The organism is Paenibacillus castaneae (genome assembly GCF_002884445.1).
Lineage (GTDB): Bacteria > Bacillota > Bacilli > Paenibacillales > Paenibacillaceae > Pristimantibacillus > Pristimantibacillus castaneae.
Map to the genome: position 1 here is coordinate 5,181,563 of NZ_KZ614144.1, position 16,923 is coordinate 5,198,485.

Genomic DNA, 16,923 nt, shown 5'->3' on the forward strand with positions numbered 1-16,923 from the left:
AGGGTATGCGCTCACTATGAATTTATTGTATGGGATCGGCTTTCACGGTAGTCTGCTAATGCGCTTTGAAACCGATACAACGGGCTGGAAAGCACTTTTATTTTTCTTCTTAGAACGGCTCTCTTCTTGTCATCATAATCTCCATCAAGAAGCTGATCTATATTATTGTCAAGCTTCTCCCGCAGCGTAAGAATGAAGCCTCTTGTGAGATGAGTGTGGGCAATTTCCTGCAAATCATATGCCAGCTCTTCAGCAAGATGTTCTACATTTAATGTATCCATAAGCAAGGGCTGCTTGAGCTTCACCATCTCCGGTGTGAAGTCCTCACGATAATCTTGTCCCGGTATTTGCTTCCAATACTCTTTCCAGTGCTTTAATTGATCAATCTCATACAAAAAATATTTATGGAATCCGCATAACCACGCTGTGCAGCTCGTATTTCGTTTCTGACAGCCTATTCCGTCTCTTAAATGTAGGCAATCGTGACAGCAGGAGCCGCTATTTGCTATACAAACCTTACAAATATGATTCATCCCTAGCTCATTAAAAGCGGCAATGCCCTGCTCAATCGTACTCTGTCTGCTTATATGAAAGGATGATGGGGTTTCGGCCTTTGAATCGTCCTTCTTACTGCTATTCATGAATTGGGGCATCGGTATACGCCGTCCTCTTTCTTACACTATTATTTATATTTGATCCTCATTATAGCACAGAAGCTGTGAACACATTCGATGGCCAACTAACCACGATGGCGCAAAAAAAGGGGCCGTTTCTCCCGAGTCTACTTTAGACATGGTGAACTGCCCCCTGCTCTATATTGCTAGATTAAATACGTATTACCAGGCATTTACGCCAAGCCTGTCAATCGTTTCACGAATGAAAGCAGGCTCATCTTCTGGTGTACGGGATGTTACTAAATTGCGGTCAACGACGACCTCTTTGTCTACAAAATGTCCGCCAGCTGCTGTAATCTCATCCGAAATACCAGGATATGAGGTTAGCGTACGGCCTTTAAGCAGGCCTGCAGCTGCTAATATTTGCGGACCATGACAAATAGCCGCAATAGTCGTACCTGCTTGATCGGCCTTTTGAACAAATGCTTGAACGTCTGTATTATCCATCAGGTGCGAAGGGGACTTCCCGCCCGGAATAATGATTGCCGCATAATCAGCCGCATTTGCTTCTTTAATTCCCATATGGGATTTATATGAGATTGTACCTTTCTTGCCCTTCAGCTCTTCATTGCTATTCAAGCTGATGATAACAGCCTCGTGGCCGTTTTTCACCATTTCATCGTAGGGATTTTTCATTTCGGAATCTTCAAAATCGTTAGCCAGCAGAAAAGCTACCTTCTTTGCTTCTGTCATTTGCAGCGCTCCCTTCGGGTTTCAAAACTTATATTACTTTACCCAAATGGAACCATTTTGAAGCATTTTATTTCACCATCATTAGGACCTAGCAGCATATCCAGCAGGTATCCGCTCCAATAGCCCCTCCGCATAAATCTCCTTCATTGAAAGCTGAGGCATATGGATGTATCCTATATAGCAGCCACATTTCTTCATCCCGCAAGGACGTTCGGCTGACAAGCCTTCCAGACCGTCACGGTAAAGATGTCCGATAACTCTCCGATCGCTGTAGCAGCGCTTAACCATACCTGAGCCTTGCACATAGAACACGGTTGAGCCAGCATCACATGGCAATCTGAAGCTGTCATAATCCGTTGCATTTAGCTGGAAATAAGGATCAATACCCGTTAGCTGGTCAATTTCCGCTGATGTATAATAATGCTTCTGATCCTTGAAGGCATTGATCCATAAATAGATATCTTTCGGGAGTCGGCTTCGCATGTGAGCGATAGCGTCAAAAGCGCTTCTCACCCCAACTATTCCTACGCTGAAAGCAATTTTCTGATCATACAGCTTCATGCACTGTTTAACAAATTGCTCCTCAGTCGTTTGTCCCGGATGATAAGTTGCCCAGAAAGCTGCCTTCTCCCGATTAAGCTGCTCCGTCCAATCAAGCTTAACTGACAAATTAGTTTGTACCGCTACCTTATCAACATGAGACATATGTGACAGCTCGATCAGCGCATCAAGGTACCAGCGGTGTACCAGCGCTTCGCCATACGGATTGAAAAAAATCGAAAGCTTGTGTCCCGCTGTCTCCTGCCCGCGAACCCAATCCATGAAAGCTTGAAGCTGCTCTTTATCCTTCTCCAGCGTTGCTCGGCTGTCCTTGGTTTTGCTGAATGGGCAATAAGGGCAATCATAATTGCAGGACGACAGTACTCCACGATAATAAAGGGTCGCCTTCATGTTACAATATAGCCTTTCATCAGCTCTCGTACATCACCTGAAATAAACTCATCCCCGATCGCATCGGAATAGGCCATTCCATGCGCAGTAAGAGTAAATTCCCCATCTCTCAGCTCTGCGAGCCCAATCGTTATCAGCTCCGTTAAATCGCTATGATCCCTCATGGCATCCGACCCGAAACGCTCGGCATATTGGGACAGTGTAAGGCCCTCACTGTGTAGAATCGCTTTGAGTACAAATCTGCGCTTCTGCTCAGATTCATTTAATATAAATCCATAATCAGCCGTATCATATCGCTCAGCTTTTACATAATCCTCAATAATACTTTTGGCGGCTGCAACGCTTACTCCGTAGCGCGAAGCATAATGAACATCCCGGGTATAGGAGCGCGCACCGCAGCCAAGTCCCGCCATTCCTTCTTCTTGGCAGCTGAAGGGCAGCACATTCTTATGCGAGAAGGAGATATCCTTTGCAAAGCGCCTCATCGAATACTGCTTATAACCCGCTTCCTCAAGGCGCTGGCGAGCAATATGATAAAGCTCAAGCCGAATATCCGTACCGCCGCTTCGAATTTGCTCCGGCTTCAGAATCGTATTCTCCCGTGTGTAGAGAGGATAAATAAAAATTTCTCCAGGAGAATAGCTAATCGCCTTCTCAAGTGAATAAAGCCAAGTAGAAGCTGTCTGGCCTGGCAGTCCATATATCAAATCTAAATTAACAAGCGGAAAGGAATAGCTCATCAGCTGATTTAATGCTTCCTCTGCCATATGTGGCTTTTGAGGCCGATAGATAGCTGCAGCTTCTTCATCAATAAAACTTTGGACACCTATGCTCACACGATCGACAAGCCGATCCTTCAGCACGCGCATACGCGCCTCGGTCACCGTTTCCGGCGAAGTTTCTACAGATATGGACGCCTTCAGCGGATTGAGCCCCATGATTCCCTCAGCAATATCAAACAAGCGATTTAGCTGCCCAGCCTCAAGCAATGTAGGCGTTCCGCCTCCGATCGCAAATCGCGAGAATGCTCGACCCTGAAACCACGGCGCCCACTGCTCAGCTTGACGCTGGAGCGCATCCACATACTGCTCATGGACATCCACTCGCCGGTCAGGCAGCGTGAACAAATTGCAAAACCCGCAGCGAGCCCCGCAGAAAGGAATATGCATATATAGAAAGTAATAGTCCGTCTCGTCTCGCTCCCATAACTCCTTAAGCGACTGAGAGGGCTTCAGCTCGCGATATGCCGTTTTATGCGGATAGGAGTACAAATACGAACGGTAAGGAGCGCCAGTCCAGCGTAATACCTGTTCCTTATGCGAGGATTGCAGTTGTGACGAATTAGTTATGAACATTCTGCTTTCACCACCTCTATTCCAATATAAATTGACGATAAGGCACATTCCATACAACCTCATGGGCGAGTCGATGCCCCTCATAGCCATCTTCGCCATATGCTGTTCCATGATCCGAGAATGCCAAGCATAGTGTCCTGCCTCTTCTTCGCATCGCTTCAAACAGTACGCCGAGCTGACTATCCACATAACGAAGCGCTGCACGCTGCGTCTCAACCGAATCCTTCCTTGCGCCGGGAATGAAATAATGATTAGGTCCGTGAATGGCAGAAATATTCATGAATAAAAAAAGTCTCTTTGCTGGATCGGCCTTCTCGAGCAGCTTAAGCGCGTGCTCCACCTGATGCTCGGTTGAGCGCGGATTCGTAACGCCGAAGGTCATTCGCCAGTAGCTTTCTTGGAAGTAGCCCGGCAGTATTTTAGCCAGCTTATTCTTTTTTGTAAAAAAAATAACGCCTCCAATGCAGATCGTTCGGTACCCCGCCTCCTGCAAGCCGGACACGAGGTCCGGAGCGTCAAACAGCCATGTGTGAGGGTGTGTTCTTAACCCTGTATCTTTCGTATGAAACAGCCTGACATGAGAGGCCTTATCCGTGTCCGCCGGAGTGGGCAGGAAGCCGCCGAAGAAGGCATGATGCGCCGCATAGGTAAAGCTGCCAGGCGTATGACGCTTCTCCCAGCCGCCGTCTGCGCACAGATTAGGACAGTTATCCTCCTCCAGCTTCGCCACATCATAACGCAGCGTATCGAGCGTAATCATTAAAATATCGTGGGAGCCCACGATTTCATTCATGTCCAGCATAATTCCTATTCCTTTCTGGGAAGCTGCAGCATTTGCCACTCATATGGGTTAAAGCCCTTATATAAAGCGCCGTAAAGCAAATCGCCAAAGGGATTAATATCAATTGCGTATGTCATGCTGCTGCCTCTTTGAACGAGAACATCGATGCCTGCTGTAGAGCAGCCAGGAAAGGACAACAGCGCAGCTTCAGCAGTATTTCTAACGGCTTGCTCCACCTCTTCTGGTAACAGCTCTCCCTCGTTCATTCTTCTCTCATTACGCAAATGCAGGTTTGTAATCGGCGAGCTGCTTAGACGAAGAACGGTGTGGCATGCCTCACCATTCACAACAAGCTGCCTTACGTCAAATGATTTCATATCCAGGCTCTCTTTCTCAATCCAGCGCTCGATATGTGCTCCTTGCATGCATATATAGTCAATGATCATTCGGATTACCGCATGCTCTTGGTAGCGCCGCATGCGGCCGGCGTTATAAAAAAACGATTCGTCCTGACGCAACTCGAAATCAATGGTTGTAATCGCTAGCTCTGCACCCGTTCTAGGGTTATATTGATAAGCCAAAACGCCTGCAGCTCCCGAGCCGCAAGCGAGCTTGATGAACAAACGATTCATTCCGCTGGAAACCATTGCAGCCCTTAAGGAATCGTAGCTTTGAATGGAGCCGACCGGCGCGGGCAAGCTCGGCACGGATACGCCTTGACGCGACAGCAGCTGCCAGCAGCTCCTTTTATCGAACATGCTCGCGATCTGATCAGGCTGGTTCATCCACCTTGCAGCAATTCCCGCTGCCTTCACTTCTTTTTGCATAGCTGCAAGAAATCTGCAATATCCGCGGTACCACTGCCCAGGATACAAGATTCTCCCATGCTCCGAGGGGAGTGAGCGCGCCTGTTCTGCCGAAATGGAGTCCTGCACAAACGATGCAGTCCAGAATGCGTCGTCTCCCTCATGGTCAGAGGCGCCCCAAGCTATTAATTCCCGCTCCACGGCTTCATCCTCACCAGGCGCATCAAGGCGAAGGATAACGGTTCCAAGCCCTGCATATAACTCAAGCACGTTACCTATATGGATGATGCGCTTTAAGAGCTGTTCATAAGAAACGACTACCGCTGGCTTGAGTCCCAGCTTGTTCCTTGCTGCTTGCAGCAGAGAAGTGCGTTTATTATTCGGGTTGCCTATTAGTATGAAGGGGCCCGCTCCGCTGATGTCTTCATAAAGATTGCGCATTATTCCGTAAGAAAAGGATAACGCCAGTCATCCTCATCCGTATCCTGCTGATCGGACACATCTACGGATAGGCCGGACTGTTTCCAGCGCTCTATCATTTCATCAGACATATAGTGATAGCTTAGATTAAGATGCTTCAGCTTCTTAATACGGGCACTTGCAAGCAGTGCTTCTGCCCCTTCATCCGACAGAGTTCCGTAGGATAGATCCAATGTATCCAGCCCATCCAAGATAGGCGCATCGGCAACTGCTGCCGCAATTTTATCTTGAATTTCGCTATCCTTAAGACCCAAATATTTCAGCTTTGGAAAAAGACCTTGTTGCAAAAGTGGCTGTATATGTTCTAAGCCGCCATCAAAGCCGTAATCCTCTACGCCAAGATATAGCTCCAGCTTCTGCAGCTCCGGCAGCTTGGCGTTGGCGATCTCGTCAAGCACGGACTTCGGAAGTCCTCCGCATATAATGACAAGCTCTTGAAGCTTTCCATGCTCAAGCGGCTGCAGGCTTAAGCCTTGGCTTCCCTTGATCGATAAAGATAGCAGGTTTGGAAATGCCTGCAGCAAAGGTGACAGGTTCGTCTGATTAATCCAGGATACCTCGCATTCCTCGAAGCTCATATCTCCTATAAATAGTTTTGTTAAGTTTGGGAAGGAATCCTTATATTGAATCAGCGTATCGAGAAAGCTGTCCGGAGAGTTTTCGTAAGCCTGGCCCCACTCGCCAATCGTCAAGATGGAAAGCTGCTTGCCATCCTCACTTGATGCTAATTTTTCAATTAAAGCAGACATTCTTAAGCCATCCTCATATTCGTCGTAGCCTACCGATAAGCGAATTTCAATCAAGCCAATCCCTCCATTTGTATCCATATAAATTTAGGGTAACATGGCATTTTTCAGTGCGTCAATGGTCCCATAGTCGCACACCTTCAATCGGAAATAGGATACAAATTGCATTAAACCATTACTCGATTGCATAGCGTTTGAAACCAATAAACCAAAAGGTGTTGTCGAGTGATCCAAAAAGATAATATCAGGGGTCTCTACTCGAAGTTTGTGGCCTTTGGGGCTTTCGTCGAATGAGCTCATAGCTGCTACTGAACAAAATAAACGCAAAGCATGGTTTTCAACCAGTTCGACGTGTGTGCCCTCACCAAATATTTAACCATTATCCAGCACAATAGTTTTATTTGCTCCTTAAATATATTATTATTGTTTCGATTCCATTATTTACGTTTACATTTTTTTAATAGAAGCATTGTATTCCACAAAAAAACTACTATTATTTCTAAAAAATAGAGGACAACCTATGTAATTTTTATATTATTTTTTCTAATGAAGGGGTTGTAAAGAATGGAGTAAACTGTATAATAAATTTGTGAACAAAATGTTACAAAGATATATAAACTGAGGAGAGAATGAAATGGATAATTTTCAACAACCACCGGTGAATCCCGGAGTTCCCGGCTACGGCAACCCACAGCAAGAGGTTTCCCCTGTCATTACCGTTAAAGAATGGATGCTGACAACACTTATTATGATCATTCCTATCGTAAACATCATTATGATGTTCGTTTGGGCATTCGGTGAAGGAAACCCAACAAAGAAAAACTATTTTAAAGCTTCACTTCTGTGGGCTGCTATCGTTTTAGTTATTTATTTAATTATTTTCATTATTATAATCGCAGCTGCTGCATCTTCGAATTTTAGTTAATAAACACATAAGCAAACAGGGGAAGCCCCATAAGTAGACCATCTACTTATGAGGCTTCCCCCTTTTTTTAAGATAGGCAGCTGCCTGATCCTCTATTCTACCGCACGGAAGCGATAAACCTTGCTTGCGTAATCGCTATTGAATTGTGGTGTTGCAAGCCCCGCATATAGAAGCTGGTCGCCGCCGTATACCGTTTCTTCGCCTTGCAGCCTATAGTCACGGTTCGGATCGAGTCCCTTTAGACGGAACCGGTTAAGCTTCGGATTCGGCTCCTGCAGGACGGATACAAATACGACAAATGCATCGCTTTGATCTTTCGAAACGAACATCCATGCAGTCTCATTTCCTTCAAATGGGCTTAGCAAACGATAGAAATCTCCAAATTGCACAAGATGGCGCACATCCTTATACAGCTCAATCTGGGCTTTGACCGCAACCTTCTCCTCTTCAGTAAAACGAGTAAGGTCAAGCTCATAACCGAAGTTGCCAGACAAAGCGACATTCCCGCGCGTTTCAAGAGAAGTCATACGCCCAACCTGATGATTTGGAACGGCAGATACGTGAGCACCCATGGAGCTGACAGGATAAACAATGCTTGTTCCATACTGAATTTTGAGACGGGATACAGCATCGCTATTATCGCTTGTCCATGTTTGCGGCATATAGTAGAGCATGCCTGCATCGAAGCGGCCGCCGCCTCCCGAGCAGCTTTCAAACAAAACATGCGGGAAGGAGGATGTGATTTTCTCCAGTACGGAATAAAGACCAAGCATATAGCGATGGGCGGTTTCCCGTTGACGCTCTGGCGGCAGCAGCGCTGAGCCAATTTCCGTCATGTTCCGGTTCATATCCCACTTCACATACGTAATCGGCGCACTCGACAAAATATCCGATATAGACTTCACAATGTAATCCTGCACGTCGGTCCGCGACATATCCAGAATAAGCTGATGTCTAGCTTGTGTTCTTCTGCGGCCATCTACATGAAGACACCAGTCCGGGTGAGCACGGTAGAGCTCGCTTTCCGGTGAAATCATTTCCGGCTCAAACCATAGTCCGAACTGCATGTCCAGACGTTTCACACGGCTTACCAAGTCCTCCAAGCCATTCGGCAATTTATTGCGATCAACAAACCAATCGCCTAACGACGTGGTGTCATTGTCACGCTTGCCGAACCAGCCGTCATCGAGCACAAACAGCTCAATTCCAAGCTCCTTACCGGTGCGCGCAATTGATTCGATTTTGTCCGCATTGAAGTTGAAATACGTCGCTTCCCAGTTGTTAACCAAAATTGGACGCACTTGATCACGGAACGCTCCGCGTATTAAGCGGGAACGGTAAAGATCATGGAAGCTGCGTGACATGCCCCCAAGCCCTTGCTCCGAATAGACCATAACTGCTTCCGGCGTTTGAAATTGTTCACCTGGCTGGAGTCTCCAATTAAAATCAAAAGGATTGATGCCCATAAACAATCTTGCGGAATGAAATTGGTCTACTTCAACACCCGCTGTGAAATTACCGCTATATACAAGGTTAACCCCGTACACATCGCCATGATCCTCGGTCGCTCCTTCTGAAAGCAAGGCAATAAACGGGTTTTGCATATGGCTGCTGGAGCCTCTGCGGCTCTCTATCGCTTGAAGACCCGGCTCTAGCTTCCGTTTATGCACATGACGCTCGCGAGTCCAAGCGCCTGAAAGCTGAAGCATCTCGTAACGGTCATGAGCGAAATCCAAACTCAAGCTGAATGCACGCTGCAATTGAAGCGTCTCTTCTCCATTATTAACGATTCTTGCAGAACGTGTAATCGCATTAAATGCATTAAATACCGTATAGGACAATACAACCAGAAGTCCTGTAAGCTCATCCTTAAGCGTCAATTCCAGCGTCTCTGCTTCCTCGTCGCTTTCCACATAAGTAGCAGGCAATCCAATAAGCGCCGGCTTTCCGTTCACAATAGTGTGTGATTCGTAACGCAAATCCGTTACAGTAGTGCCGTTCGGCAGCATAACCGCATAAGCAGGCATCCGGAAATCAGAGTTGCCATAGCCTGGATATTCTTGAGGGAGAGTGTCCAAAGACAAGGAGAGCTGATCCAGCTCCGTGCTAGGCGTGAACGAGGCTCTTTCCTTCAATTCAAGTAAACGCTCAAGCTGAACATCGCGAACCTTTTTTCCCCAATATAGATGAGCTACATAGCCTGTTCTCGTTACATGAATCACATAGCTCGTATCACGAGCCTGTAGATGAAATAATGAACGCTGCTGATCATATAGAATAGTCAAATGAATACCTCCCAAAGTTTTGTGAAGCAAAACTAGCTTCGTAAGCATACGCTCAAAGTTTTGTGGCTTCGTATTATTGCAAGCCATTGCCGCAGCTTTCTCTGATGACCAATGTCGTATTAATCGTCATATGCACAGCCGCCTCTCTGCCTTCGATCCGCTCAAGGAGCAGTTGAACCGCTGTTTTGCCCATAAGCTCAGTGTGCACCCGAACCGTAGTTAATGGCGGATTGAGGAAAGCGGAAATTTCGATGTCATCAAAACCGATGATTGCCATATCCTGAGGTACGCTAAATCCCTCCTCATGCAGCGCACGCAATGCGCCAACCGCCATGGGATCGCTTCCAATAAAGCATGCTGTCGGCCGTGCCGAGCTCTCTCTATTCAATAGCTGCTTCATCGATTCATACCCGCCATTAGAGGACCAGTCCGATTGGAAGACGAGCTGCCTATCCAAAAGTCCGTATTCGCTTAATATCTGTTCAAAATAAGCACGGCGAGGTTCGATTCCTACAGCATCCTCTTCGAATCGGTTAAGCCGATGAACGTCATCACTGCCGCCAATATACGCAATGGACTCATGTCCAAGTGATCTCAAGTGCGTAATAACAGCCCTGGTAGCTTGTTCAAAATGCAGCTTCACCGTATCGAATTCACTCAACTCTTTCGAATGGTTTACAAATACAATGCGATTACCCTGTCCGTAAAGTTGACAGACATCCTGCTCATCGATAGATCCAACGACAATTAATCCGTCCAGCTCATTGACAGGCTGGAGCTCAGCGCCGCTCCTGCCCCGCAGCACTTTCGCAATCGTAATTCCAAGTTCTTCACATCTAGTTTCTATTCCTTTGCGAATGGATGAGAAGTAAGGATCGTTATTCTCATCCTCAATTGTTGACCAAAGGAGCAGGCCAATCTGCTGCCTGGAAAGCTGCTCTTCCCGTCTCATTCTTCGCAGTCTCGATGGCTTATATTTCAACTGCTCGGCAATGCTGAATATTCGTTCCCGTGTTTCCTCACTAACTGCTAAAGTACCGTCATTGTTTAACACTCTAGATACGGTAGCAGCTGATACGCCCGCTTCTTTTGCAATATCTTTAATAGTCGCCATGACACGCTCCGTATTTAGTTAATAAATTTACTGAACAATAATTACATTTTAACAGACGCAAATAAACATCACAACCCTATCGCCCCGTAAAAAATCATCTTCATTCACAATGTATATAGACATAAAAAAATCCTCCGCTTCATGCGGAGGACAGAATGAAATCAGTATTTCTCTCTATCATATTCCATATAAATCTGTACAAACCTTGGTGCCGGCACCGGTGGGCTGTAGTAATAGCCTTGTACAGCATCACATTTGTGCTGACGAATTATTCGAAGCTCATCCTCAGTCTCGACGCCTTCCGTAACAACCTTCAAATTTAAATTATGTGCGATAACAATAACGGATTTAAAAATCATTTGCTTCTTAAAATCGCGAACAATATCATTCATAAATGATTTATCAAGCTTTAACGTATGCAGCGGAATATTTTGAAGATAGCTTAACGATGAATAGCCAGTACCGAAATCATCTAGCGAAAGCTTGACGCCTAACTGATTGAGCTCATGCAATATTTTGAGCGTGTGCTCGGGATTATCCATAAAAATAGATTCAGTAATTTCCAACTCGATCTGCTCCGGACGAATACCGGAATTAGATATGATTCGTTCAATTGTATGAACAATTTGCTTCTGTTGGAATTGTATCATCGACATGTTGACGCTAACGGATAGCTTCGGCAGCCCCATGCGCTCCCACTCGTTAATTTGCTGACATGCTTTATGCAGCACCCATTCTCCAAGCGGAATAATAAAGCCTGTCTTCTCGGCAATCGGTATGAATTCAAGCGGTGATACCATGCCATAATCGGGATGCATCCAGCGAATTAACGCTTCCGCTCCATAGATGCTGCCAGTTGAAACATCGATTTTGGGCTGATAATAAAGCATGAATTGTCCAAGCTCCAAAGCCTTGAACATGCTATTCTCCAGCATTAGCTCTTTTTTTGGCACATCGTTCATGGAAGGAGAATAAATTTTACAAGTATTGCGCTCCTTCTTAGCCACATACATCGCAATGTCCGACTCTTTCACCAGTTCATTGCTGGTGCTATGATTCAATTCATGCCTGACGCTCATCCCTATGCTGGCAGTCATATAAAATATGCGATCCTTAAGCATGATGGGCTCTGAAATAGCTGATAAAATATCTTCCGCAATAAGCATAGCTTGATGCATCTGTGCTGCTTCTTCCAGCAGCGCTATAAATTCGTCTCCGCCAAAGCGGAAAACTTTACCCTTATCGCCAACAACACGCTCAATGCGCTTGGCGACCTGCAGCAGCAATTCATCACCCATAGCATGATCCATCGTATCATTAATCGTTTTAAACCTATCCAGATCAATAAAAAGCAGAACATGATGTCCCTGTGCAGGAGCATCTTTTGAACCCTTTTCATTTAAATATTGATGGTAAGCGTAACGATTAGGCAAACCAGTCAATAGATCATGCGTCGATTGATACTTAATTAACTCCTCTGCTTCCTTGCGCTGGTCAATCATATGATTGAAATGGTTCGCCAAAAATTGAAATTCATCATTGGTCTGAATGATAAGCTTATGGTCTGCGTTTCCCTGTGCAACAGCTGAAGTCGCCTGAACCACCTTATGAATATTGACTAATATAATTTTACGAACGAGCAGTACCATCATAATCGTCATAAAGAACAAAGCAATCGATGTAATGAATATTGATTCCTTTAGGCTTCTATAATAATCAGACAGCATATTCTTCTTTGGAATGACCGTTTCAACATACCAAACGGAATCCTTAATCACTACGGGATAAAACATGTGAAGCACAATTCCGCTTCCATTGTCATCCGGTGTATATCGATAATTTAGGGTTGTACCCTTCATAGATTCCAAATCAAAATCATCTGACCATACCTGGTAGGGATGCATAACCAGCTCTGGATTCCCACCGTTGGCTAGATAGATATTCTCTGAAGTAATAATATTGGCATAACCGCCTAACGGACGAACAGCCGCGATTTCCTTTTGCACGGATTGTAGTGAAAGATCAACGCCTACCATTCCTATATAACGGCCTGCTTCATCTAATATAGGCAGCACCAAAGATGTCATCGTTATTAAATTGCCGTTTACCATATAGGAATAGGGTTCTATTAGTGAGAAGGCTTTTGTCTGCTTTGGAATATGGTAGAAATCTCCCCGTTCTGGATCTTCATAATGCTCTATGGCCATAACTTTAACGATGTCATTCTCGCGAACAACATAGGGGATGAATCTGCCGGTATGATCATTATATATATGGTTATTTCGATTGATTGCGTCTTTTCCATCAAATGCATTAGGCTCCCAAAGCGTGTATACGGCCAGCAATTGATTGTTTTCATTTAGCGCCTGCTGGAGCATCTGGACAATCGTCTCACGATCCTGCTTGCCATCTTCAACCATCTGCTGAATGGTTGCCTCCAGCTTGTCAACCAATGCGATCGATTGGTTCATCATTTGGGAAAAAGGATAAATATATTCCATAGCTTGTGATTGTGCAAGGAGCTCGCTTTTTCGAAGATTTGCATGATAGAGCTTCATGAGGTGAGTTGATACCAAGATACTAAATGAAAGAAGAACAAGCATCCCTAGTGAAAATATTAATTTTTGAGCGATGCTTAATTTTATCTTCCTCATCTCATCTATCAACCCCTTGTTGTCGGAGAAAGTCAAAAAAACGACGTAAAATGTCAAATTATGATATGGTTCTAGTATACTTGACATTTAACCCTGAATACAATGCAAAACATAGGATAAATTTACTATAAAATTCGACATAAACCTACTTTTTACCACATGTTGTCGACATCTCAAGAGTCTGATGTCACTTATTTAGAAACAATTCTTTGTTTCGCTAAATCAAATATAAATATAGACAAAAATAAGACCGCCCCTAGTCGGTTGAACTGAAGGGACGGTCCTATATCCTGCTGCTATACTTGGTTTTTCTGTTCCTTCTGCTTGTCTTTCTTGTCTTCAATGGCGCGGTCATGATCCTCTAGCTTATGCGGGCGTCTTCCCTTGCCGCCATGCAGCTTATAAAGCTCCTCTCGGAGCTGCTCTGCCGTTTTTCCCTCTGTTTTAATGCCGTGTTCATCAGCAATTTTACGCAGCTGCTCCAGGCGCTTGGCGTGATGCTCTGCTTTGAAGGCTTCCCATTTATCTTTATTGGCTACCTTCGCTGCCTCTACTTCCTTCTTCAACTGCTCAGCCGTTTTACCTTCGCTCTTAATGCCGAAATACGCTGCTAATTCCTTCAGCCTCTCTAAACGATAAGCTTCAAAATCCTTGCGAGTCATTTTACCCTTGTGTTGTTTATGATCGCTCTCCTCATCGGAAAGTTTAGGGTGCTGATTGACAAACGCTGTATCCGGCAGTGCCGCTACCGATTGTGCAGCCCAAACAGGGGCAACCGAGAACAGCACAGCGAGAGCCAAAGCTGGAACGAACCATTTTCTAATCATTTGTTGTCACACCTTTCTATTCAATCGTGATGCAGAGGCTGAGCAAGCCTCGTCTGGATTATTTTACCCATGCATCGCGGTGAATAGACATTCCATCTGTGAATTTCGACATATTCCAACAAATGATCATTCCATAGTAATCCTAATTATCTATATTCTCTGTTTGTTCTAAAAGCTCCAGCTCGCTAAGCAGCCAATCCTTATTGAAATGCTCACCAATAAATACCGCAACATCATTAACATGACCCTGCGGTTCAATTCTCATAAAGTCTGATTCCTTAAATGCATATTGAAACAGAAAGCGGCTTCTCGTATCCGCAAAGGTTACAATACCCTTCGCACGATAAATGTTAGCAGGCAGCTTCTGCAGCAGCAACTCAAAGGCCTCACTGCTGACCGGACCGCGCCAATAATGCGTCACGACCATCACATGATCATGCGAATGATGATGAACCGTTTCATCATGATCGCGGTGATGATGATCATGCGTACAGTCCACCGCTGTACATGCCTCACCTTCGTTATGAGTATGCGGACTGGCATGATCCGTCTTCTTAAGCGAGTGCTGCCTTGAATGTGAATCTGCCTCCGCATCCAGCCAGCTCCAATCATCGATTGCGCAGCGTACGGTCGCAATGATCTCTGCATGGGCATTCAGCTCGCGGAGCTGCTGCTGCGCTTCTACGAGCTGATCCGGCTCTAGCTTGTCTGCTTTATTCAAGAGCAATATAGTAGCGCACCGGATTTGCTCCCCCATCAGCTTGAATGTGCGTCCTTTTCCGTTTTTGCTGCGCTCAAGCAGCTCCGGCCCGTCAACTACCGTAATGACGCTGCGCAGGTCAATCGCTTTGTACATGGCCGCCTCAGTTACTCCATCCAGCGTTTCCATCGGATTCGCAGCACCTGTCGATTCAATAAAAATGACATCAGGCTGGTGATCATTGATCAACGCGCTAATTTCCATACCTAGATCGCCCCGCATTGTACAGCAAATACAGCCGCTCAGCATTTCCGCCATCGGCACCTCGTCGCCTACCAGCTGGCCATCTAAATTAATATCTCCCAGTTCGTTCATAATGACAGCTGGCTTCTTGCCTTGGGCTGTATAATAGTCAAGCAGCCTTCTGAGAAGCGTAGTCTTGCCACTCCCTAGGAAGCCCGATAGCAGATGTATCGGTATATTTTGTTCTCTAATTTTCATCGTGATATCTCCCGTATGCCATATTTTAAAGCAGCATGATTGCTATTATTATATCGTAATTGTTACGCTCTTTCATCTTTTTATATGGGGTCCGGATAGAATCAATTTTTAATAATAGTTTATAATCCCTTAAGCTTTACTTGAATTTCCTGTAGGAAATATTTGCCACGATCAGTATAGACATAAATAGGGTGGCTTACTTAATGAAGCATTTGAACAATTCTCGGAAAATAGCCCGCCCCTCGGACGATTTGATCATTATCGATGGTGGCAGCAAAACGTTCGCAACAGACGTAAAGCCCGGCCGAAATCGTTGATCGCCTCCGATAGTCTAAATTGCGAGATTGGCAAGCCGCATCCGCGGACATACGGCACCTTCCCGCGCGTATTTGCCAAATATGTGCGCGATGACAAGATTCTATCACTTGAGCAAGCGGTTCGAAAGCTTACCTCATTCCCTGTCAGCGCTTTAAGCTTGGCAAAAGAGGACTGCTCGTACCAGGCTACACCGCAGATATTACCGTGTTCGATCCGGCGACAATCCAAGATACGGCAACCTTCGAGGAGCCGCGTTAATATCCGAGCGGTATCTCGCATGTTATCGTGGCCGGCCAGCTCATTCGCGCGCAGCATTGCTGCACAAACTAATAAAATCTATGAAAAGGAGCTGTTTCACTATGTCTATTGTTGAGAAACGCCTTGCGGAGCTTGGCATTATTTTACCTGAAACAACAAAGCCTAATTTTCTTACATTCCGGTCAACCAGACCGGCAATCTCATCTATACTTCGGGCTTCGACTGCCGTATCGACGGCGTCCTGATGTACGAAGGGAAAATCGGCTCCGATCTAACGATCGAGCAAGGGCAAGAAGCCGCCCGCCAAGTCGTCATCAACCTGCTTGCTGCTATGAAGACTCATTTAGGCGATCTGGACCGCGTCGTCAAAATCGTCAAAATTCTCGGCTTTATTAATAGCGCTCCCGGCTTTGGAGACCAACCCTATGTGCTTAACGGGGCATCCGATTTGCTAATCGAGGTGTTCGGCGAAAACGGACGCCATGCCCGCTCCGCTATAGGGACAAGCGACCTTCCCTTTCATACACCGGTTGAAATTGAGCTTATCGCTGAGGTACGCGAGTAACGCTATTATGCCAAATCCCCAAGGCTCAGGCACTTGGGGATTGTTAGCTTATTTAGGTTTAGTGGAAACGCAATCTACCGATTTACGAGCAATTTTCGTTGATTACCAAGAACATGCTCGGGAAATAATGACAAGTAAAATGAAAAGAACTAAAATAACTCCAATACTTGAGAATGCTCCGCCAACAACAGGTCCGCAACTAGCACCTGCAACTGGATAAGTTGGTCCGCAGCTGCCTGCGCCAACCCCTCCTACTCCATAGCCCATTTGTTCATCTCCTTTTTACTAAG

At 45.6% G+C, this 16,923-nt stretch carries 14 protein-coding genes and 1 pseudogene; 2 read left to right on the forward strand and 13 right to left on the reverse strand.

All coding sequences use genetic code 11. The features are described 5' to 3' along the window. Positions 1-14: 14 nt before the first annotated feature. The 7 genes from CEF13_RS23340 to CEF13_RS23370 all read right to left on the reverse strand — a co-directional run bounded on the left by CEF13_RS23340 (position 15) and on the right by CEF13_RS23370 (position 6,540). On the reverse strand, positions 15-653 hold the full coding sequence (locus CEF13_RS23340) for a hypothetical protein (RefSeq protein ID WP_102714462.1): 639 nt from the start codon (positions 651-653) through the stop codon (positions 15-17). A gap of 183 nt (positions 654-836) precedes the next feature. Continuing rightward, positions 837-1,367: a type 1 glutamine amidotransferase domain-containing protein gene (locus CEF13_RS23345; protein WP_102714464.1), complete on the reverse strand. Its 531-nt coding sequence runs from the start codon at positions 1,365-1,367 to the stop codon at positions 837-839. 81 nt (positions 1,368-1,448) lie between these two features. Continuing rightward, on the reverse strand, positions 1,449-2,318 hold the full coding sequence (locus CEF13_RS23350) for an STM4011 family radical SAM protein (RefSeq protein WP_102714466.1): 870 nt from the start codon (positions 2,316-2,318) through the stop codon (positions 1,449-1,451). Beyond that, positions 2,315-3,673, reverse strand: a complete 1,359-nt coding sequence (locus CEF13_RS23355) for an STM4012 family radical SAM protein (RefSeq protein ID WP_102714468.1) — start codon at positions 3,671-3,673, stop codon at positions 2,315-2,317. The genes CEF13_RS23350 and CEF13_RS23355 overlap by 4 nt, the downstream gene beginning before the upstream one ends. Positions 3,674-3,689: 16 nt before the next feature. Continuing rightward, positions 3,690-4,475: an STM4013/SEN3800 family hydrolase gene (locus CEF13_RS23360; RefSeq protein ID WP_102714470.1), complete on the reverse strand. Its 786-nt coding sequence runs from the start codon at positions 4,473-4,475 to the stop codon at positions 3,690-3,692. A 5-nt stretch (positions 4,476-4,480) separates the two neighbouring features. Then, the gene (locus tag CEF13_RS23365; protein ID WP_102714472.1) at positions 4,481-5,701 is read right to left on the reverse strand and encodes an STM4014 family protein; all 1,221 of its coding nucleotides are present in this window, start codon (positions 5,699-5,701) and stop codon (positions 4,481-4,483) included. Further along, a complete protein-coding gene (locus CEF13_RS23370) occupies positions 5,701-6,540 on the reverse strand; it encodes an STM4015 family protein (RefSeq protein ID WP_211297067.1) in 840 nt (279 codons plus the stop codon). Before CEF13_RS23370 ends, CEF13_RS23365 begins: the two co-directional genes overlap by 1 nt. A gap of 580 nt (positions 6,541-7,120) precedes the next feature. Here CEF13_RS23370 and CEF13_RS23375 point away from each other — a divergent pair. Next, positions 7,121-7,411, forward strand: a complete 291-nt coding sequence (locus CEF13_RS23375; protein ID WP_102714476.1) for a hypothetical protein — start codon at positions 7,121-7,123, stop codon at positions 7,409-7,411. A 92-nt stretch (positions 7,412-7,503) separates the two neighbouring features. Here the strand turns inward: CEF13_RS23375 and CEF13_RS23380 are convergent, their stop codons facing one another. The 5 genes from CEF13_RS23380 to CEF13_RS23400 all read right to left on the reverse strand — a co-directional run bounded on the left by CEF13_RS23380 (position 7,504) and on the right by CEF13_RS23400 (position 15,492). Continuing rightward, on the reverse strand, positions 7,504-9,696 hold the full coding sequence (locus CEF13_RS23380) for an alpha-galactosidase (RefSeq protein ID WP_102716523.1): 2,193 nt from the start codon (positions 9,694-9,696) through the stop codon (positions 7,504-7,506). A 73-nt stretch (positions 9,697-9,769) separates the two neighbouring features. Beyond that, a complete protein-coding gene (locus CEF13_RS23385) occupies positions 9,770-10,810 on the reverse strand; it encodes a LacI family DNA-binding transcriptional regulator (RefSeq protein ID WP_102714478.1) in 1,041 nt (346 codons plus the stop codon). Positions 10,811-10,971: 161 nt separating this feature from the next. Continuing rightward, a complete protein-coding gene (locus CEF13_RS23390) occupies positions 10,972-13,464 on the reverse strand; it encodes a bifunctional diguanylate cyclase/phosphodiesterase (RefSeq protein ID WP_166742910.1) in 2,493 nt (830 codons plus the stop codon). Between the two features lie 296 nt (positions 13,465-13,760). Next, positions 13,761-14,291: a hypothetical protein gene (locus tag CEF13_RS23395; protein WP_102714482.1), complete on the reverse strand. Its 531-nt coding sequence runs from the start codon at positions 14,289-14,291 to the stop codon at positions 13,761-13,763. Positions 14,292-14,433: 142 nt separating this feature from the next. Then, positions 14,434-15,492 carry a CobW family GTP-binding protein gene (locus CEF13_RS23400; RefSeq protein WP_102714484.1) on the reverse strand — a complete coding sequence of 353 codons (1,059 nt, stop codon included), beginning with the start codon at positions 15,490-15,492 and terminating at the stop codon, positions 14,434-14,436. A gap of 677 nt (positions 15,493-16,169) precedes the next feature. Here CEF13_RS23400 and CEF13_RS23410 point away from each other — a divergent pair. After that, positions 16,170-16,633, forward strand: a pseudogene (locus CEF13_RS23410) (RidA family protein). A 102-nt stretch (positions 16,634-16,735) separates the two neighbouring features. Here the strand turns inward: CEF13_RS23410 and CEF13_RS28950 are convergent. Then, positions 16,736-16,900, reverse strand: a complete 165-nt coding sequence (locus tag CEF13_RS28950) for a hypothetical protein (protein ID WP_166742909.1) — start codon at positions 16,898-16,900, stop codon at positions 16,736-16,738. Positions 16,901-16,923 lie beyond the last annotated feature (23 nt).

Excerpts from the sequence above, each read along its gene's own strand:
- CEF13_RS23340 (WP_102714462.1), bottom strand. The coding sequence starts at position 653 with ATGCCCCAATTCATGAATAGCAGTAAGAAGGACGATTCAAAGGCCGAA.
- CEF13_RS23345 (WP_102714464.1), bottom strand. The coding sequence starts at position 1,367 with ATGACAGAAGCAAAGAAGGTAGCTTTTCTGCTGGCTAACGATTTTGAA.
- CEF13_RS23350 (WP_102714466.1), bottom strand. The coding sequence starts at position 2,318 with ATGAAGGCGACCCTTTATTATCGTGGAGTACTGTCGTCCTGCAATTAT.
- CEF13_RS23355 (WP_102714468.1), bottom strand. The coding sequence starts at position 3,673 with ATGTTCATAACTAATTCGTCACAACTGCAATCCTCGCATAAGGAACAG.
- CEF13_RS23360 (WP_102714470.1), bottom strand. The coding sequence starts at position 4,475 with ATGCTGGACATGAATGAAATCGTGGGCTCCCACGATATTTTAATGATT.
- CEF13_RS23365 (WP_102714472.1), bottom strand. The coding sequence starts at position 5,701 with ATGCGCAATCTTTATGAAGACATCAGCGGAGCGGGCCCCTTCATACTA.
- CEF13_RS23375 (WP_102714476.1), top strand. The coding sequence starts at position 7,121 with ATGGATAATTTTCAACAACCACCGGTGAATCCCGGAGTTCCCGGCTAC.
- CEF13_RS23385 (WP_102714478.1), bottom strand. The coding sequence starts at position 10,810 with ATGGCGACTATTAAAGATATTGCAAAAGAAGCGGGCGTATCAGCTGCT.
- CEF13_RS23390 (WP_166742910.1), bottom strand. The coding sequence starts at position 13,464 with ATGAGGAAGATAAAATTAAGCATCGCTCAAAAATTAATATTTTCACTA.
- CEF13_RS23395 (WP_102714482.1), bottom strand. The coding sequence starts at position 14,291 with ATGATTAGAAAATGGTTCGTTCCAGCTTTGGCTCTCGCTGTGCTGTTC.
- CEF13_RS23400 (WP_102714484.1), bottom strand. The coding sequence starts at position 15,492 with ATGAAAATTAGAGAACAAAATATACCGATACATCTGCTATCGGGCTTC.
- CEF13_RS28950 (WP_166742909.1), bottom strand. The coding sequence starts at position 16,900 with ATGGGCTATGGAGTAGGAGGGGTTGGCGCAGGCAGCTGCGGACCAACT.